17 protein-coding genes are annotated in these 18506 nt (G+C 41.8%); 3 read left to right on the forward strand and 14 right to left on the reverse strand.

All coding sequences use genetic code 11. From position 1 onward, the window contains the following. The first annotated feature begins 179 nt into the window (after nucleotides 1-179). Nucleotides 180-797, forward strand: coding sequence for an N-acetyltransferase (locus DV872_RS17930; protein ID WP_114631330.1), 618 nt, complete (start codon nucleotides 180-182; stop codon nucleotides 795-797). A 109-nt stretch (nucleotides 798-906) separates the two neighbouring features. Here DV872_RS17930 and DV872_RS17935 read toward each other — a convergent pair whose 3' ends face one another. From DV872_RS17935 to DV872_RS17960, 6 genes are read right to left on the reverse strand one after another with little or no spacing between them, the layout of a single operon-like run. Continuing rightward, entirely contained in the window at nucleotides 907-2019 is a 1113-nt protein-coding gene (locus DV872_RS17935; RefSeq protein WP_114631331.1) for an ABC transporter permease, read from the reverse strand. Nucleotides 2020-2021: 2 nt separating this feature from the next. Then, nucleotides 2022-3128, reverse strand: a complete 1107-nt coding sequence (locus DV872_RS17940) for an ABC transporter permease (protein WP_114631332.1) — start codon at nucleotides 3126-3128, stop codon at nucleotides 2022-2024. 3 nt (nucleotides 3129-3131) lie between these two features. Continuing rightward, complete coding sequence (locus tag DV872_RS17945) at nucleotides 3132-3869, reverse strand: ABC transporter ATP-binding protein (protein WP_114631333.1); 738 nt, start codon at nucleotides 3867-3869, stop codon at nucleotides 3132-3134. Then, nucleotides 3866-4792: an ABC transporter ATP-binding protein gene (locus DV872_RS17950; RefSeq protein WP_114631334.1), complete on the reverse strand. Its 927-nt coding sequence runs from the start codon at nucleotides 4790-4792 to the stop codon at nucleotides 3866-3868. The genes DV872_RS17945 and DV872_RS17950 overlap by 4 nt, the downstream gene beginning before the upstream one ends. After that, nucleotides 4785-5690 (reverse strand): HlyD family secretion protein, encoded by a 906-nt coding sequence (locus tag DV872_RS17955; RefSeq protein ID WP_114631335.1) that lies wholly within the window; start codon nucleotides 5688-5690, stop codon nucleotides 4785-4787. Before DV872_RS17955 ends, DV872_RS17950 begins: the two co-directional genes overlap by 8 nt. Nucleotides 5691-5704: 14 nt before the next feature. Next, nucleotides 5705-6316, reverse strand: a complete 612-nt coding sequence (locus DV872_RS17960; RefSeq protein ID WP_114631336.1) for a TetR/AcrR family transcriptional regulator — start codon at nucleotides 6314-6316, stop codon at nucleotides 5705-5707. A 140-nt stretch (nucleotides 6317-6456) separates the two neighbouring features. Between DV872_RS17960 and DV872_RS17965 the strand changes: the two genes are divergently transcribed. Next, nucleotides 6457-7629, forward strand: coding sequence for an iron-containing alcohol dehydrogenase (locus DV872_RS17965; RefSeq protein WP_114631337.1), 1173 nt, complete (start codon nucleotides 6457-6459; stop codon nucleotides 7627-7629). Between the two features lie 29 nt (nucleotides 7630-7658). On the opposite strand, the gene DV872_RS17970 is transcribed toward DV872_RS17965, so the two are convergent. From DV872_RS17970 to DV872_RS17990, 5 genes are all read right to left on the reverse strand, one after another. Beyond that, the gene (locus tag DV872_RS17970; protein ID WP_114631338.1) at nucleotides 7659-8300 is read right to left on the reverse strand and encodes a GyrI-like domain-containing protein; all 642 of its coding nucleotides are present in this window, start codon (nucleotides 8298-8300) and stop codon (nucleotides 7659-7661) included. A 62-nt stretch (nucleotides 8301-8362) separates the two neighbouring features. Continuing rightward, a complete protein-coding gene (locus DV872_RS17975) occupies nucleotides 8363-8809 on the reverse strand; it encodes a GyrI-like domain-containing protein (RefSeq protein ID WP_114631339.1) in 447 nt (148 codons plus the stop codon). An 88-nt stretch (nucleotides 8810-8897) separates the two neighbouring features. After that, the gene (locus tag DV872_RS17980) at nucleotides 8898-9830 is read right to left on the reverse strand and encodes a YafY family protein (RefSeq protein WP_114631340.1); all 933 of its coding nucleotides are present in this window, start codon (nucleotides 9828-9830) and stop codon (nucleotides 8898-8900) included. Next, complete coding sequence (locus DV872_RS17985; protein WP_114631341.1) at nucleotides 9830-10369, reverse strand: cupin domain-containing protein; 540 nt, start codon at nucleotides 10367-10369, stop codon at nucleotides 9830-9832. The genes DV872_RS17980 and DV872_RS17985 overlap by 1 nt, the downstream gene beginning before the upstream one ends. Before the next feature lie 24 nt (nucleotides 10370-10393). Further along, nucleotides 10394-10783: a YbaN family protein gene (locus DV872_RS17990; RefSeq protein WP_114631342.1), complete on the reverse strand. Its 390-nt coding sequence runs from the start codon at nucleotides 10781-10783 to the stop codon at nucleotides 10394-10396. 109 nt (nucleotides 10784-10892) lie between these two features. Here DV872_RS17990 and DV872_RS17995 point away from each other — a divergent pair, with 109 nt between their 5' ends. Further along, nucleotides 10893-15260, forward strand: coding sequence for a DEAD/DEAH box helicase (locus DV872_RS17995; RefSeq protein WP_114631343.1), 4368 nt, complete (start codon nucleotides 10893-10895; stop codon nucleotides 15258-15260). Nucleotides 15261-15288: 28 nt separating this feature from the next. Here DV872_RS17995 and DV872_RS18000 read toward each other — a convergent pair whose 3' ends face one another. The 3 genes from DV872_RS18000 to DV872_RS18010 all read right to left on the reverse strand — a co-directional run bounded on the left by DV872_RS18000 (nucleotide 15289) and on the right by DV872_RS18010 (nucleotide 18499). Next, nucleotides 15289-16470, reverse strand: a complete 1182-nt coding sequence (locus tag DV872_RS18000; RefSeq protein WP_114631344.1) for a DUF438 domain-containing protein — start codon at nucleotides 16468-16470, stop codon at nucleotides 15289-15291. Nucleotides 16471-16556: 86 nt separating this feature from the next. Next, the gene (ric, locus tag DV872_RS18005; RefSeq protein ID WP_114631345.1) at nucleotides 16557-17255 is read right to left on the reverse strand and encodes an iron-sulfur cluster repair di-iron protein; all 699 of its coding nucleotides are present in this window, start codon (nucleotides 17253-17255) and stop codon (nucleotides 16557-16559) included. Nucleotides 17256-17275: 20 nt separating this feature from the next. After that, nucleotides 17276-18499, reverse strand: a complete 1224-nt coding sequence (locus tag DV872_RS18010) for an FprA family A-type flavoprotein (RefSeq protein ID WP_114631387.1) — start codon at nucleotides 18497-18499, stop codon at nucleotides 17276-17278. Nucleotides 18500-18506: the final 7 nt, after the last annotated feature.

The following is an 18506-nucleotide window of genomic DNA, read 5'->3' on the forward strand; positions in this document are numbered from 1 at the left end:
CTGTCCAAACGTTGTAGTATGATGACTCATAGCCGATTTCCTTTTGTTGTATTGTTTTAGTCGACTTAAGAATAAACGGAGATCGGCTTTTATAAAACCCCTTTCAAATTATCTTGGACAGCTGTGATATATTATACAGTAAACTATCATATAATTAGACTCAAACAGGAGGTTTTCTCATGTCTGAACAATTGGATCGACTCTACAAGTTACAGAAAAAAGATATTCTGAAAGCAGGTACCGTTTTTGCTGATGCATTCAGTACCGATCCTGTCTGGAAGAAGGTTCTATCCCAGGCGGCAGAAGATCAAAAAAGGAGCTTTTTCAGCAGTCCTGCCAGGTATTGCCTCAAATATGGAAAGATATATGCTCCTTCAGAAAAGATTGAAGGAATGGCGGCCTGGGTGCCTGGAGATAAGGGAGAGATGACATTCTGGAGAGGATTACGAAGCGGATCTATATCATATGCCATGAAGATCGGAACAAAAATACTGAAAGAGATGCAGATTATTTTTGCTCCCCTGGAAGCTGCCCGAAGAAAGGAAATGGCCGGAAGAGAGTATATATATCTGATTATTCTCGGTGTTTCTCCTGAATATCAGGGACAGGGCTTTGGTGGTAAACTTCTAAGAGCTGTCATAGAAGAGAGTAATGATGCTGGAATACCGATCTATCTTGAGACAGCGACCGAGAAGAATATCAGTATGTATGAAAAGTTCGGGTTTAAAAAACTGGACCGCATCGACCACCCCGTCATTGATCTTCCTCAATGGGGAATGATAAGGGAAGCAGACTGAGAAACAGTTATTTTATAGAGAGATTTGACCTCATCCAACTGAATACAGCTGGTCAAAGCTAATCAAAGCTGATGCAAAGCCCTCTATTTTCATAAGAATCACTTGCTGATCAGCTTATTTTTCTATAACTCAGCACGGCCCAGATATTAAAAAAAGCTGCAAAACCCAGGAGGGCCACCAGCTGGCTGATCAGATCCTGAATACCACTCCCCTTCAAATAAACCATCCTCAATACTTCGATCATATACTTCAGGGGTACAAATATACTTAAGAATTGAGCCCAGTCAGGCATGCTGTTGACCGGAGTATAAAGACCGCTCATAAATATATATGTAATAACAAAAAAGAACATCATAAACATAGCCTGCTGCATGGTGTTTGCATAATTGGAGACCACCAGCCCAAAACCGGATATGCCGAGAATAAATATAAAAGCATAAAGATATATAATCAGAATATTTCCCGCCGGTACCAGATCATAAAAAATCCAGGCTACTGCAAAACTGATTGTCAGAACAATAAAACCGATAATCCAGAAGGGAATCAATTTTGACAGGATCAGGGTGGATTTCCTGACAGGAGTTACATTGATCTGCTCCATGGTCCCTTTTTCTTTCTCCCCCACTATATTGAGAGCAGGTAGAAATCCGCAGATCATCAACAGCAGCATTACCATCAGTGCCGGAACCATAAATACCGGATAACGAAGATGGGGATTGAAACGGAACTGGGGGATGACCTGAAAAAAGGGAGCATTATTCCTGCTTCCAATCAGACCAAGTCGAGTGCGTATATCAGAACTGAAATCCATGATTATACTGGAAAGATAGGAGCTCCCGAAGGCGCCTTTTGTTCCATTTACAGCATTAACAGATACCATCAGATCGGCTGTTTTGTCTTTAATAAGATTTTTTTCAAAATTCTGAGGAATTTCAAGAATCAGATCTGATTTATCAGATTCAATACTGATGATTGCCGACTTGTAATCTGAAGAGACTTCAGTCAATTTAAAATATCCTGAGGATATAATCTTCTGAATCAAATCCTTTGAATAGGAACTGTGATCGTTATCCATTACGGTTATATTGATATTCTTGATTTCAAAATTCGCGGCCAGAGGAAGGAAGAGGAGCACCATCAATGGAAACATGATAATGAGACGGGGAAGAAATTGATTCCTCAATAGTTGTCTGAATTCTTTTTCTATCAGGTATTTTATCATTCCTACTCCAGCCTTATTTTAAATTTCTTCAGGCTCACCGTAATCAGGAATACAGCCATCAGGGAGAGTACAGCTGTTTCTTTGATGATGGCTGTAAATCCCAGGCCCTTAATCATTATATTTTTTACAGCAGTAATATACCATTTCGCAGGTATTATCTGAGATATCCCCTGAAGAAAGACCGGCATATTTTCAACAGGAAACATCATCCCGGACAGGTACATAACCGGCATCATCAGAGCCATACCGGATATAAGAAGTGCCACAATCTGGGACCCTGCAATTGAAGAGATCAATAAACCGATAGCCAGGGATACAAAAATGTATAGAAGTGAGATAAACAGCAGTGCCCCGAAGCTTCCGGCAATAGGCACTCCGAAAACAAATACTGCCATCAACAGGATAGTCATGAGATTGATAATTGAAAGAAAGAAATAGGGAACCACTTTGGAGAGTATGATGAGCAGGGGTTTCATGGGAGAGACAAGAAGGATTTCCATGGTGCCCGTCTCTTTCTCCTTTGCAATGGAGATGGAGGTCATCATGGCACAGACCAGCATGATAATCATACCCATTACCCCGGGTACAAAATTATAGGAACTTTCCATCTCGGGATTATAGAGAAATCTGGGAGTTACAACGATTTGATAGGGAATAGTAGAGAGACCTGTAATATCTTTCTGATAGTCGGCAATGATTGCACTTGCATAATTACTGATGGAGACTCCGGTATTCGGATCAGTTCCATCCACAATAAGCTGTACACCCGCATCCCCTGTATGAAGCATATTATCATAAAAGTCTTCACTGAAAACAACGACTAGACTGACGATTCCTTCCTGAAAAACCTCTTCGATCTGCTGAGGAGATTCCAGAACATCATGAATAGAAAAATATTCACTCATTTCCAGTAAAGATATAATCCGCTGAGTTGCTGCATCTTTTGAGGGGTCATAAACAGCAACAGCAGTATTCTTCACTTCTGTGGACAGTGCATATCCAAAGAGTATCAGCATGACAATGGGCAGTATCAGAAGAATTACCATGGTCCAGGTATCCCGAAAGATGTGATAGAATTCCTTTTTAATAAAGGCAATAAACTGTTTCATATCTTAGTCCGCCTGCCTTGTGGCTTTCCTGGCCAATTTCTGAAAAACGTCATCCATTGACTCAGATTCAAATTGTTTTTTCAGATTCCCGGGACTGTCCATGGCTTCAATCCTTCCATCCACCATAATAGAAACTCTGTTGCAGTATTCCGCCTCATCCATATAGTGGGTTGTTACAAATACCGTAATCCCCCTATCTGATGCCTTGTAAATAAGCTCCCAGAACTGACGTCTTGTCGAAGGATCAACTCCCCCGGTAGGCTCATCAAGAAAAACAATGACAGGATCGTGAAAAATTGCCACCGAAAAGGAGAGTTTCTGTTTCCATCCCAGAGGGAGGGATTTTACGAGGGTATTCTTCTCACTCAAAAATCCAAGCTCCTCCAGAAGAAGATCTGTCTTCGGAGCTATTTCCTTATCGGGGACTCCATATATACCTGCATATAGGCGAATATTTTCACGTACAGTTAAATCCTCATACAAAGAAAACTTCTGACTCATGTAACCTATATTGCGTTTGATCATCTCGGGATTCTTGTGAATATCAAAACCGGCTACCGATCCTTCCCCTGAGCTGGGCTTGCTCAAACCGCAGAGCATTCGCATGGCGGTTGTTTTACCGGCTCCATTAGCGCCCAGAAATCCGAATATCTCCCCTTTCTCGACTTCAAAACTTATATGATCAACCGCTGTAAAATGACCGAATTTTTTTGTGAGATTCACTGTCTTGATTACAGTCATAGGGAATCTCCATCAATGGTGAGATTCATAAAACAATCTTCAATACTGGCCTGAATCATAGACAGCTTGATCTCTGTATGCCCCTTACTTTCCAGATAGAACTCCAGATCATCCATTGAAATAGACTCATCTTTGAATGTCACATGATGGGTATCTCCAAATGGAAAACAGCTCAGGACCCCGGGATAATCACGTAGATCCTTTAAAAGAGAAAATGTGGAGCTGCTTCTCGCCGCACAGAGGGGATAGGCAAACTGATCAATAATACTCTCAGGGGTATCAATTTTAAGAAAAGAGCCATCCTGAATAAGGGCTATACGGTCACATCTTCCGGCCTCATCCATATAGGGAGTGGATACCAGAATCGTAATGCCCTGGGATTTAAGCTTACCCAGCATGTCCCAGAATTCCTTACGGGAAACAGGATCAACTCCCGTTGTGGGTTCATCCAGAAAAAGAACCCTCGGCTTGTGAATCAGTGCACAGCAGAGAGCCAGTTTCTGTTTCATCCCCCCCGAAAGAGCTCCCGCCTTACGGGTCTTGAAGGGCTCAAGCTGAACATAGATATCACGCACCAGATGATAGTTTTCCTTGATGGTGGTATTAAAAACAGTAGCAAAAAAATCCAGATTTTCCTCAACAGACAGATCCTGATAAAGGGAGAACCTTCCAGGCATATAACCCACAGCCTTCCTGATGGTTCGGTAGTCTGAAACTACATCACTGCCATCTACAGAGGCAGTTCCTGAATCGGCTAAAAGAAGGGTCGTGAGTATTCGGAATAAGGTGGTCTTCCCGGAACCATCAGGACCTATGATCCCGAAGATTTCACCATCTTCAACATCAAAACTGATATCCTGCAGGGCCTGAACCTTCCCATATTTTCTGGAAATATTATGAACCTGTATTATGGGATTATTCATTTGATATTTTCATACCGCCATACATACCGATCTTCAGATAACCGTCATTTTCAACATCAACTTTTACGGCATACACAAGATTGGACCGTTCATCTCTTGTCTGAACAGTCTTTGGAGTGAATTCAGATTTATCAGATATCCATGAAAGTGTGCCCTCATAGTATCTGTTCTCCTTTTCACCAAAGTCGGCAACAAGAGTTACAGACTGTCCAAGCTTAAGATCTGTCAGCTGCGCTGATGTAACATAGGCTCTGAGAAACATCTTATTCAGATCTGCAATTTTAACTATGGCTTTTCCGGGTACTGCAAATTCTCCCTGCTCAGCATACTGGGCTAGAATTCTGCCGCCCAGGGGGCTTGTAATCATTGAGTACCCGATTTGCTCATCAATCAGTTTTACCTGAATGTCCAGAGACAACAGATCCTCGCTAATCCCGTTATTACTCTTCTTCAGAGAACTTTCCAATGCGGCGAACTGTTTTTCAAAGGATAAGAGCTGAGCATACATATCATCATAATCTTTCTCTGTTGCTGCACCGACCTTGAAAAGGCTTTTAATCCGCTGCTCTTCCTTCTTTGCTGTCCTGATCTGCTGAGAGAGAGGTGCTAGCTGGGCATTCATATCAGGGCGTCTTGCTTCAACACTTTTAATGGAAGAAAGGAGCTGCTGCTTCTGTAATTCCAATTGCACCGAATCAATTATTCCGAGGATCTGTCCGCTTTGAACTGTATCCCCTTCAGTGATATCAAGCTCCAGGATTTCACCATTAAGCCTGGAAGAGACAATAACCTCCCTGGCTTCAAAGGTTCCTGAGGCATAAATCTCTTTATCTGAACTATCACAGGAGAATAGAAAAAATGCACTTATGGCAACCAGAATTAAATATATTTTTTTCATTATCGAATCCTTATTCATGGTTTCAAACTGTTGAGAACTGCTTTTACATTTTCTTTTTTTCGATTCATTGCAAAGTCATTGAATCCTTCCTCATGGAGACCGAGTAATTCCATGGTTAAGGGTTTCATGATAAAAACTGAAAGATTCAGAGCTAATGCATTAAAAAGAATATCGATCGGAGACACTTTCCGGATTCTCCCGGCTTGAATCTCCTTTTCAAAATCTGAAACAAATTGACTGAAGACTATTGAATTTTCAGACAACATGGCTTTGAAGGACTTTCTCCTCTCAGGGTTTATAATCATCTCAGACAAAACCATAAAAGGCAGTTTCTGATTTTCAAATAAAACATCAAAGTGTGATTCAATTTTATGAATAAGTTTGTCTTCAAATGAGAGATCTCTTTGATCAACTTGGCCGAAGGTTGAAATAAAAACATGCAGTTTCTTATAAAAGATAGCTTCAAACAGCTTCTCTTTAGTCCGGTAGTAATAATGCACCAGAGCCTGATTACAGCCGACTCTTTTAGCAATCTCCGTTGTGGTTGCCATATTAAAGCCCTTTTCAAGAAAAAGCGCCTCGGCTTCCACCAGAATATCCTGTTCCATATTATTTTCTTTTTCCATATTAATACCCTTATTTAATAGATCTATTAATAGATCTATCAATCAAGGCTGTCAAGAGTATAGATTTTATTATTACTCACAACCTCCCCCTCCCGACATGATATAATAATCATCCAGTACAGAATAAGGAGAATTCCCCAATGAAAGATTTTGAGTTTTATTCACCAACGAAAGTAATTTTCGGCCGGGGCGTTATTTCCGGAATCGGAAAAGAATCACTCCCCTTTGGAAAAACAGCACTTCTGCTTTATGGAAAAGGCAGTTTAAAAAAAAGCGGTCTGTATGATCTGATATATAAAGAGTTGTCTGTTAATGGCATCCGTGTTGTTGAGTATGGGGGAGTACAGCCCAATCCCATACTCCCCCATGCTATGGAAGGTATAAGAATAGCCCGTGCAGAATCGGTCGATTTCATAATGGCTGCAGGAGGGGGAAGTGTCATTGATGAATCAAAGGGTATTGCTGCAGGGTATTATGCAGATTCAGATCTCTGGGATTATTATTCCAAAAAGGCAACTGTAAAAAAAGCTCTTCCAATCATTGCCGTTCAGACTCAACCGGCGACTTCATCAGAAACAAATGCTGCCGGAGTTCTGACGAATCCTGCCAGAGGAGAGAAATTCGGTATCAGGTCACCACTTCTGGTTCCAAAACTTGCATTTTTGGATCCACTGGTAACTTTTACCATTCCCCTTGAATATACGGCCTATGCCTGTTTCGATATTCTGTGCCACATGCTTGAAGGCTATTTCACAACAACTGCAGACTTTTCTCCCATACAGGACGGATTTATTGAGGGCCTGAGTAAGGGGGTCATGAAATCTCTGAACCGGGTAATGATAAATCCTGAAGACTATGATGCAAGAGCCTCAATAATGTGGGCCGGAGCCCTGGCCTGGAACGGCCTTGCCAATGCAGGTCTTGAGGGTGCAGCCATACCAAGTCACATGTTTGAACATCCCCTCAGTGCCCTCTATGACATAAGTCATGGAGCCGGACTGGCTGTTGTCATGCCTGCATGGCTCAAGTTTATGAAAGAAAAAATATCTCACAGAATTATTCTCTTTGGAAAAAATATTCTGGATATGAATGAGCTGGAAGAGCTTGATAAAATGACTGCCTGTGACATGGTTATTTCCCGATTTGAAGAATATATAAAATCCATTGCCTGTCCACTCAGCCTCGAAGAAGCAGGCATCTCATCTCCCGATTTTGATGAGCTGACAAAACAGGTTCAAACCCTGTCTGAACTATGGAATATTCAGGGATATTCGGATCAGGATATCAAGACAGTTTATTCAATGTGTATATAAGTTTCAGAAGGAGACAGTTCTCATGAGGATTATAAGACTTGTTTATTCTGAACCTTGAACCGTAAAACAGTTTTGAGCTTCTCTACCGGAATTTTCCTGAAATCACTCAGATATATTTCTCTATGATCTTTTGAGATTCTCTTCATATTGTGATTTTCTGCAAAATCTTCCATCACATTGAAACTGGCGGTTTCACTGTCATAACTGCCGATATGCAGCATCTGGACACATCTTCCGTCTGTTATTCTTTCATATGCGACTCTCTCCAGCAGATGATGGGGTTTCTTCTTCATGGTGATCTTGAGTATCTCATTGAAGAAGTCTTCATTTATAAAATCAGGCTGTCGGATCATTAATTTATAGACCAGATCATCCTTATCCAGCTGACCGGTATAATTTCTTTTTGCCTCCTCCTTAAGATCCCAGATTCCCTCCAGAGGATAAACTGTATAGTCACTGTAATCCTCAGGCTTCTGCGTAATTTTTTTTAGTGTCATCTTCAATGCATATGAAAGTGAATACAGAACAGAAATGCACTCTGAAAAATGATCACTGCCGGGTCGTCCTTCGCCTGTAATCGTCAGGAACCTGTATTCAGGAATATCAGTCAATTCAGGCATACTTTTTGGAAGGTATATATTTTTTTCGCTTTTTCTCCATTCCTGTTTCATACAAATCCCTTTTTCATAAATATTGCCCGGTTATACAACCGGGCCGAGTTAACAAAGACTTTTTATTTCAGAGGGTAACAGATTTCCGTCTGCAGTTCCTCAGGCTTCACTTCCATGGGAGAGTTGAGATAAAACTCGTACATCCACTCCTCTGCTTCCAGCCCCTTCTCTTTTACAAACTCCATCAGCTTGATATATGTCTCTTCCAGTTTATCATAGGGGCCGACATGAACTGCTGATGCAATTTTTCCGGCAGGAAGTTCACCGACTTTAATCCTGCCCGTACCCACAGATTCCGATGCAACAGGAAAGCCCATCTCCACATCCAGAGCCTCCATATCCATATTGTAGTACCTTGCATAGGGAGGGCCGGCAAAAGCTATACTATTTTTCTCCATATAGGCCCCCAACTCGGTAAATGCCTCGCCCATCACATCCGAAATGTTGCTTACCGGTGTAATTGTACGAATCATAACTGTCTTTCTGATCTGAACTTCTTTAATTTCCATTATTCACTCCTTATCATTGTCATTCTAACTTGATAAATAGAGTATAAAACGGCATATACGACAGCCCTGTGTCGTACATATTTCAGATTCAGTATTTTTTCCGGATTTTCTCTGCCATCTCTTTCAATGCGTCCCGAACAGAGGGAGGTTTCAGGACAGTGACATACTCTCCATAGGATAAAAGGAAGCCGTACATCCAACCGTCTGCAGGCATCTTTGTCTTCACAGTCAGACTGCCGTCGGCTTCAATATTACAGTTTTCCTTAGTATAAAATTCTTCCACCAGAGAAATAATATATGGATCAAAGTTCAGTAAAAGATCTACCATTTTGGTATTGCTACTCTGATTTTGATTAAGGAGATATTCCTCAAATTGAAGTTCTTTTCTTTTTATATGAATGGGCTGGATCTCGGGATTCCGCATACGGGATGTCCGGAAGAGGCGATAACCCTCTTTATCCCGGCACCAGGCAAAAAGGTACCAGGCTCTCCATTTAAAAGCTATGGTGAGGGGTTCTACAGTCCTGAATGAAGTTTCAAGCTTGTTATTGGTATAAGTAAATTGAAGAAGCCTTTCCGAATCTACAGCGTCCTTGATGATCTTGAAGGATTCCTGATGTCTCGGGTCACCTCCCAGCATTGAAAAGTCTATAGACAGTTTCCCATTCCTCTCACTTAAAAAATCGGTATCCCGGGCCGGAAGAAGATTTTTAATCTTCTCCAGGGTACCGTCCATTTTATCATCTGTCAGAGTATCCGACACAGACTGCAGGGAGGTGATGATGTAATAAAGATCCTCAACAGAGACCAGCTGCCGGTCAATTTTGAAATTCTCCATAATACCGTAACCGCCATTGGGTCCCAGGACAGAGATGACAGGAATGCCAGCCAGTTCTATGGACTCCAGGTCCCGCTGGATAGTCCTGACGGTCACTCCAAAACGCTCGGCCAGAATCCTGGCACTGACAAGTTCATGATTCAGGAGATAAACAATTATGGATAGAAGGCGGTCAATTTTCACTATACTCCCTTTCCTTGAGAATCCACATCTTCCGGCATGGTAATACTCTCATTACTGCAGCCGAACCTGGTAATATCATCAACTCTGTCGGGATAAATAATGAAGAGATCCTCAGAAACACCAGCTTCAAACATATGAGGAGTAAATCCCGGGGCAAGGGTGCATCCATAAAGAGAGTAAGTTCCCCCTTCTACCATATGACCGGCCTGCCAGACTCCAGCAGGTATTACAAATTGAACATACTGCCCCTTAAGGGGATCATTTCCCATAATAATATCTTTGCTGGAACCATCGGGATAAAGAAGCACAAGGCGTAGCGGGTCTCCTCCATAAAAATGCCAGATCTCATCTGATGTAAGTTTATGAAAGAGTGAAACACTGGGGGGCTCATCACAGTACAGGGCTATTATGGCACTGCCACAGGGCTCTCCCGTCCCTAATTCCCGTTTAGAGCAGTAAGTCCTTTTATATAGGGTCCCTTCCACGGGAAGTTCTTTCAGGCTGTAATGTTTAATTATGTCTTTCACTTTCTGCAGCATTGATGACTCCTGTTGATATTACAATCACTCAGCTAAGCTTTCCACCATCTCTTTTGTCAAAGTTGTGATTTGGACCAGGTATAGAGTTACTCCTATTGCAATGAAAATCAGGAGTATTCGTATCCATAACAAAGTAATGAAAAAGAGAATAGTGCTTATCATAACTACCCATAATACAGAGATAGAGGTGATTTTAGCTCTTCGAGAGACTGCTTTATATTTAATATATGATCTTACATAGAGTCCAAGAACCCTATGGTTGATCAGCCATGTGTACATCTTCTCTGAGCTTTTCATATAACAGGCTGCAGATAATAGTAAAAATGGAGTAGTTGGTAAAACAGGAAGAACAATTCCTATGATTCCGAGAGATAGAAAAATATGACCGGCAATAAATAAAATTATTTTCTTCATAATATGAACTTATAATGATGCATAAATACAATTCATTACAATATAAAATTGATGCGGTATAATATGTTCTTAGAATAAATACATCAGGAACCCGAGGAACTGACAGACCATGACTGAACATATGATGCAATTTCATCCACTCATACAGGAGTGGTTTTTATCAAAATATAAAAGTCCTACAGATATTCAGGAACGGGGATGGAAAGAAATTTCTTCGGGATCTCATTCACTGATGACAGCGCCCACAGGAAGCGGTAAGACACTTGCCGCCTTTCTATGGTCCATAAACCAGCTGATAACAGGGGAATGGCCCGGGGGTATGGTTCGGGTCCTGTATATATCCCCCCTGAAAGCTCTCAATAATGATGTGAGACAGAATTTGACTGAGCCCCTTGCTGAGTTAAAGGCCAGGTTCAAAGAAAATGAAGTTCCCTTTCCTGAAATCAATATCAGCATAAGAAGCGGTGATACCAGCTCCTCTGACAGACAGAAAATGGTGCGGCGCCCTCCGGAAATACTCATTACAACTCCTGAGAGTCTCAACATACTTTTGACATCGGGTGCTGCAGAAAAAATTTTATCAGGCCTCTCTGTTGTTATCCTTGATGAAATACATGCGGTAGCTGCCAATAAACGGGGTGTTCATCTTCTTTCAGCCATTGAGAGATTAACTCTGATAAACGGTGAGTTTCAAAGAATCGGACTCTCGGCTACTGTAAGGCCCATGTCTCTTGTTGCATCTCTGCTGGGTGGATTCTATCCCAGGGAATATGCGGAAGAAACATTGCGTCCAAGACAGATAAAGCTGATCCACTCGGATATAAAAAAACAATATGAAATCAATGTCAGCTTCCCCGAAAATCCTGAAGGAGAACAATCTCATTGGCCTGGTGTAATTGAAAATATTGTTAAGAAGATAGAGGCAAACAGATCAACTCTGATCTTCAGTAACAGCAGAAGACAGACTGAAAAAGTTACCCGAATGATCAATGAGCATGTGGGAGAAACCATCGCTTTTGCCCACCATGGTTCCCTGTCCAGGGAAATCCGGTATTTTGTAGAACAGAAGATGAAAAATGGAGAACTCAAGGCTATTGTTGCCACAAGTTCTCTCGAGATGGGAATAGACATCGGGAATATCGAAGAAGTAATTCTCATATCCGCTCCCTTTTCGGTCTCCTCAACTGTTCAGAGAATCGGTCGGGGAGGACATAATGTCGGTGATGTAAGCCGCGCCACTGTCTTCCCCATGTTCGGGAATGATATCATCCGGTCTGCAGTTACCGCAAAAGCCGTCAAAGATGGTGAAATTGAGGAACTGGATGTTCCGGTCAATCCTCTGGATGTACTGGCTCAGGTCCTCCTGTCCATGTGCTGTACCAGGGAATGGAACCTTGATGAGCTATACCTTTTCATCACATCAGTTTATATGTGGCATACCCTGCCCAGAAAACACTTTGATCTGGTAATGGAGATGCTCAACGGACGATACAGTGATACCCGGATCGGAGAACTCAAACCCAGGCTGAATATAGATAAGATTGAGAATACAGCCAAAGCAAGAGACGGCGCCGAACGTGTGATCTACATGTCCGGAGGAACCATTCCCGACAGGGGATATTATGAACTGAGAATCCACGGGGATGGTGCTAAAATTGGAGAACTGGATGAAGAGTTTGTCTGGGAAAGATCTCATGGTGACTTCTTCACACTGGGAGCCCAGACCTGGCGAATTGATAATATAAATGACCGCTCTGTAGAGGTAAGTCCTTCTGATTCACAGGGAGCCATGAGCCCCTTCTGGAAGGCAGACCCTAATGGACGGGACTTTTTCTTTTCCACGAAAATCCTCGACCTTCTTCAATTCTTCGAAACTGAACTCAGTAAGCCCGGGATAGCTGGAGAATCCTCGATCCAAAGGGTTCTCAAATCCAGCTATTCTATGGAAGATGATGCAATCGAAGCCCTCCTCTCCTTTATGAAAAGACAGAGAGATCATGTGGACGGAGCACTGCCCCATCGGACTCATCTTCTTATAGAGCACTTCAATGATCCCTTAAATAGAACTGACTGTCATCAAATTATCCTCCACACAGTGTGGGGCGGGAAATTGAACTTTCCCTACAGTGAAGCCCTTTCTCAGGCCTGGGAGAATAAACATGGTTATCCGCTGCAGGTATACTGTGATGATGATGCGGTTATCCTTGATCTGCCCCATCAATTTGATATCAATGATGTTCTATCTCTGGTAGACGGTGATAATCTGGAAAAACTGCTCAGACAGAGACTGGAATCCACCATGTTTTTCGGAGCCCGCTTCAGACATAACTGTTCAAGGGCTCTTCTGCTTCCAAGAAAATCTTTCAAACAGAGAACTCCTTTATGGCTTACAAGGCTGAGGTCAAAGAAGCTTCTGCAGGCCGTAAGCCGATATGAAGATTTCCCTATCCTCACAGAGACATGGCGCTCCTGTCTCTATGATGATTTTGATATGCGTTCCCTTACCCAGATGCTGGATGAGTTGAGAGAGGGGCAAATAAAAGTTACTGAAGTAACAACCAAGACACCCTCCCCCTTTGCCTCGGGAATTATTTATGACCATACCAACCAGAGAATGTACGAAGATGATACTCCCTTAGGGGGACAGTCCAATCTTCGTGAGGATCTGATAAAAGGGATTGTCCATGAATCGGGACTCAGACCCATGCTGTCTGAAGAACTTGTTGTAGAGTTCAATCAAAAACTACAGAGAACCTATCCAGATTACTGCCCCCCCACGGCTGATGACCTGTTTGACTGGGTTGAGGAGAGGATTTTCATCCCCCTGACTCAATGGGATGAGATGAAATCAGTCCTGACTAGAGATCTGCCGGATAAATCAGAGACTATGATAACTGAGACAGAGAAAAAGCTTGTCTTCTGGGAGACGAGTTTAAGCAGTGAAGTTCTAGTAATCTCATCTAATTATAAAAAGAAATATAAAGAAGCAGGATTTACATCAGAAATTGACTTTATCCTCCCCCGGTGGATCAGTTTTTCCGGACCAGAATATATGGAGACTCTTTGTTCAATTTATCCCGCACAGGAAAAAGATATTCTGGGTTTCCTGGAGACCATGAGAGAATCTGAAGAGCTGATAATCGATGTACTCACCGAAAATGCCGAAACAGATCAGTTCTGTACTGCTGAGAACCTGGAAATACTCTTCCGTCTGAAAAGAAGAAAGGGACGGAGTAAATTCAAGGCTCTGCCTATAAAGAAGCTGCAGTTATTCCTGGCTCAGCATCAGTCACTGACCCGGGCCGGATCAGGCAAGGAACAGCTGCAGGAAGTTTTTGAAAAGTTGGTAGCATTTGGCGGGAAAGCCTCCCTCTGGGAAAGTGATTATTTTCCCTCAAGGGTGCAGCCCTACTATAAATCCTGGCTTGATACCCTCTTTCAGGAGAGTTCTCTCTTATGGTACGGCTGCGGGAAAGAGAAGATTGCCTTCTGTTTTGAAGAAGAGCAGTCTTTGTTTATAAAAAAAGAAAGCAGTGATGCAGAACTTGACCAGCTTCTTCCCGATAAGAGAGGAAGTTTTACATTCTGGGATATAAAGGAACATAGTCAGAAAGGCAGCACTGACCTGGTCTCATTTCTATGGGAACAGTGCTGGAACGGGCGTCTCAGCAACGACCACTATGGAACTGTCCGAACAGGGATTCTGAACAAATTCAAAGCCGAATCTTTCAAGGACATTGAAAGAAAAAGCGGAGGCCGAAGGATCAGTAGAGGCGGTTTTAACCGCTGGTCGAACTCCAGACCCGTGGAAGGGCGCTGGTTCCTTACCGAGTCTATTTATGATGAGGAAGATCTAATCGAAAGAGATGAACGTCTCAGGGATGTGATCAGGCAGCTTTTTATCCGCTATGGAGTTCTTTTTCGTCAGCTCCTGGAAAGAGAAACAGAACAGCTGAACTGGAATGCTGTTTTCCGGACACTTCGCTTGATGGAACTCTCAGGGGAATGCGTATCGGGCTACTTCTTTGAGGATATACGAGGCATACAATTTGCCAGCTGGGAGGCTCTGCGTGAATTATCTGAGCCCATGGATGAAGAGAATATGTACTGGATGAACTGTACCGACCCTGCCTCACTATCAGGAATCAAGGTCGACGCTCTCAAAGGGAATTACCCAGGCAGGCTGCAGGGAAGTCATATGGTCTTTCGTGGAGAGAACCCCATTCTTTTCTCCAAACGGAACGGAAAAGATCTGGATTTCTTTACAGATGAAAAAGCAGTGGATTCCCTGGAGGCTCTGAGTTTCTTCAAGGTGCTTCTCAGCCGGGAGTTTAATCCTCTTAAATCCATAAAGGTAGAGACCGTCAATGGAGTAGCTATTTCGGAGAGTCCCTATAAAGAAGTTCTCAAACAAGCCGGGTTCAGGGATAATTACAGTGTTTTTATTCTCAGTGGAATAATCAAAGGTAATCGCTGAGTAAAATAAACTGTTACTCAGACGATAGTTATTCGTCAAGGAGCCTTTTTTCACCCTCCAAAGCACGAAGGGGCGCTATATCCTGGCTGACTTCAATGACTCCGCGATATACCTTATCTTCAAAAAGTGGGAAATAGCGGATATGAATAAATTTTTCTCCCATCTGAATCCAGAATTCCGCTTCCGTCTGTTTTCCAGTCTTAAAATCTTCAACAATTTTCTGAACTATATGTACACTCTTGGGAGGATGACAGTTCTGCACGTCCCGCCCGATGATTCCCGGTGAACGGGGAAAAATCCGCTCCTTCCCCTGACTGTAATATCTGACACGGTCATTTTCATCAACATAGGTAATATCCAGTGGAAGATTTTTTAACATAAGATCTATTTGTTTTGGAAGAAGTTTACCCACAGAAAGATCAATCTCTGCACTATCTACACTATTCGAATTCTTTATTTCTACGGGAAGGATATCCGGGTCCCAGAGATTACCCGGTTTAACCCAGGAATATCCGATTTCATTTTCACCACGGCGAATATCTTTCCATGTGGACTCGGGTAGTTTTCTCATGGCAGTTGGAAAAAGAATCTTTTCCTCCATAAAGATCATTCTTTTCATGGAAGTAATCAAAACACTGCTTTTTTTACGGCTTGCAGCCAAATTATCAGCTTCAAGGCTTTGGCTTATCTCTTTCATTAACTCACGTATTTCATCATGTTTCCCCCACATAACCTTTGAGGGCCCGGAGAATCCCACCCCTTCCAGATAGGGAAACAATTGATTTTCTTTTCGAACATAATGATTCTCCACCAGACTGATCTGATGAATAATATAACCCAGAGGCTCAGCTTTCCTGATAGATCGTTTAAGCTGTTTGAGCAGTTTCTTTAAGGCTATATTTTCCTTTCTGTAGGTATCAACAGGGTGCCCGGCCAGGATTCTTCCCATTTTATCCCTGCGAAAGCTTTTCTTCAGGGAATCTTCGAAGGCAGCAACATGAATTTCACAAAGCTTCTGTACATCTTCCACAGGAACGCCTTCCGCAATCAGAGCCTGTTCCGCCTCGGCTATTTCTTCAGGACTGAGATCCTTCAATAGGGTGGAAAACCTCTTTTTCATCTTCGGAATATCCTGGTCAGTCTTCAGATTCCCGATTATTTCACTCAGTTCTCTTTTTCGATCTTCTTTATTCTGGATACTTTCCGACATAACATCTCCCGGTATCTTTATTCCACGGCTATACTTATATTCTTATACAGGGGGGGTGAAATAGCCAGACATGTTATGTCAAAGAATCAGAGTTTGCCGAAGAGTACAGTGTTTTCCAGATGGATGTGATTGAATGTATCCTTTTCCAGGTCATTAAGTAGATAATATGTTCTTCTATATGAACCACAGGCATTGGAAGGAGCTGTATAATCACCCGTTATTTTGGCCAGTTCCTTAAAAACATCTCCTGCCGTATCATGTTCACTTTCAGTCTCTTCTATAAACTTCAGTATCTGTGATTTCAAAGAGTCGCTGTTATTCTTTTCATATTCAATAATCATAGGAAATAGATTTTCCTCTTCTTTAACCAGATGTGCTTCCAGTTCTGTCTTGAGATTTCCGAACAGGTGGTGGACCTGAAGCAGGGTTTCTCCATCTGTTTTAAAGTGAACTTTAAGAATTTTAAACATCAGGTTATTCAATTCAGCCAGGGCTTCTTTCATAAAGACATGATGTGTATTCAAAATATGACTGATGATGGTGCTCATAGATGCACCACTCCAGTCTCTTGTCACCTTATCAGATTCAATGGCTTGTTCTACAGCCTTTTCAAGATCATTTATAACAGCCTGCTCATTAAGGTTCATATTTTTTAGAGCTTCAGCCAGGGTATCTTTTCCACCGCAGCAATAATCCAGTTTGTACCTGCTCAGTTCAGGAACCGTCGACGGATAAGCTGTAACGATTTCACCGAGTGATTTATTTATATCTATAATATTTTTCATTGTTTATTTCCTTTAATTCCTTACTCTGCCATTACCTGATCAATTGTATGGTAAACAGCCCTTTTTAATGTTTCTCTGCTCTCTTTATTCAACGAAAACCGGATTCTTATGGGAAAATAGACATCAGTCATACCGGTTGATTTAACAATGTCACTGGTATTGAGAGTATTGAATCCAGAAGCATTCAAATACTCCTGTATGATTTCGATCGGTTCTCCACTCCACCCATAGGAACCAAAGGCAACTGCACATTTACCACCAAGGTCAATATCTTCCAGTTTTTTCAACACTGGTTCAAGATTCCCGATCATATCTGCATAACGTGTGGATGTTCCGAAAAATACAATATCCGCAGCTTTTATTTCTGAAATTACATCATCGAGTTCTGTTTTATTCACATCAACCATGTTCATCTCTATATGATTATCATCATAGATCTCTTTTATTTCACCGGCAATTTCCTTTGTATTACCAGTCATGGAAGAGAATAGAACCAATGCTTTTCTTGTAGAGTTGATGTTCCTGCTCATATCATCATATATCTGAATAAAATCCCGAGCATTTTTTCTTAAAATATATCCATGAGAAGGTGCTATTATTTCAATATCAAGATCTTTAATCTTCTCAATCATCTCTTTTACATACATCCTGTGAGGATGCATAATCAGTTTGTAGTAAACCTTGAAATCTTCAAGGATATCATTACTCTCTCTGTCATTAAAATGATTCTCACTGGCGACATGTGTGGAAAAAACATCACAGGAAAAAAGAGTTTTATCTTCAATACAGTAGGTCAGCATTGTCTCTTCGGTGTGGAGATAAGGAGTTTCAATAAATGAAAGAGTTTTACCGCCAATATCGAGGGTATCTCCAGTTTTAACAATGTGAAACTCTCTGTCATGGAGTTTGTACATCTCTTTCAGCTCAAAAACAGCCGGCTTGGTACAGACAATAACTGCATTCACAGCCTTGGCCGCCAGAGTTCTCAAACCACCCGAATGATCAGGCTCTGTATGATTGATTACGATATATTGAATCTCTGCCAGATCAATTTCTTTTTCCAGATTATCCCTGTACTCTTTTCCGAAAGAGATATCCACAGTGTCAATAATTGTCGGTTTTCCAGATTTAATCAGGTAGCTGTTATATGTGGTTCCTTTTGTCAGAACCAGTCTGTGAAAGGGAACATCACGGTTATCTACTTTTCCAACCCATGATGTTTTGTCATTTAATTTTATACTCATATTATCC

This window comes from Oceanispirochaeta sp. M1 (assembly GCF_003346715.1).
GTDB lineage: Bacteria > Spirochaetota > Spirochaetia > DSM-2461 > DSM-2461 > Oceanispirochaeta.

Bases quoted from the DNA above. Each gene is read 5' to 3' on its own strand.
- DV872_RS17930 (WP_114631330.1), top strand. From the start codon at position 180: ATGTCTGAACAATTGGATCGACTCTACAAGTTACAGAAAAAAGATATT.
- DV872_RS17935 (WP_114631331.1), bottom strand. From the start codon at position 2,019: ATGATAAAATACCTGATAGAAAAAGAATTCAGACAACTATTGAGGAAT.
- DV872_RS17940 (WP_114631332.1), bottom strand. From the start codon at position 3,128: ATGAAACAGTTTATTGCCTTTATTAAAAAGGAATTCTATCACATCTTT.
- DV872_RS17945 (WP_114631333.1), bottom strand. From the start codon at position 3,869: ATGACTGTAATCAAGACAGTGAATCTCACAAAAAAATTCGGTCATTTT.
- DV872_RS17950 (WP_114631334.1), bottom strand. From the start codon at position 4,792: ATGAATAATCCCATAATACAGGTTCATAATATTTCCAGAAAATATGGG.
- DV872_RS17955 (WP_114631335.1), bottom strand. From the start codon at position 5,690: ATGAAAAAAATATATTTAATTCTGGTTGCCATAAGTGCATTTTTTCTA.
- DV872_RS17960 (WP_114631336.1), bottom strand. From the start codon at position 6,316: ATGGAAAAAGAAAATAATATGGAACAGGATATTCTGGTGGAAGCCGAG.
- DV872_RS17965 (WP_114631337.1), top strand. From the start codon at position 6,457: ATGAAAGATTTTGAGTTTTATTCACCAACGAAAGTAATTTTCGGCCGG.
- DV872_RS17970 (WP_114631338.1), bottom strand. From the start codon at position 8,300: ATGAAACAGGAATGGAGAAAAAGCGAAAAAAATATATACCTTCCAAAA.
- DV872_RS17975 (WP_114631339.1), bottom strand. From the start codon at position 8,809: ATGGAAATTAAAGAAGTTCAGATCAGAAAGACAGTTATGATTCGTACA.
- DV872_RS17985 (WP_114631341.1), bottom strand. From the start codon at position 10,369: ATGCTGCAGAAAGTGAAAGACATAATTAAACATTACAGCCTGAAAGAA.
- DV872_RS17990 (WP_114631342.1), bottom strand. From the start codon at position 10,783: ATGAAGAAAATAATTTTATTTATTGCCGGTCATATTTTTCTATCTCTC.
- DV872_RS17995 (WP_114631343.1), top strand. From the start codon at position 10,893: ATGACTGAACATATGATGCAATTTCATCCACTCATACAGGAGTGGTTT.
- DV872_RS18000 (WP_114631344.1), bottom strand. From the start codon at position 16,470: ATGTCGGAAAGTATCCAGAATAAAGAAGATCGAAAAAGAGAACTGAGT.
- ric (WP_114631345.1), bottom strand. From the start codon at position 17,255: ATGAAAAATATTATAGATATAAATAAATCACTCGGTGAAATCGTTACA.
- DV872_RS18010 (WP_114631387.1), bottom strand. From the start codon at position 18,499: ATGAGTATAAAATTAAATGACAAAACATCATGGGTTGGAAAAGTAGAT.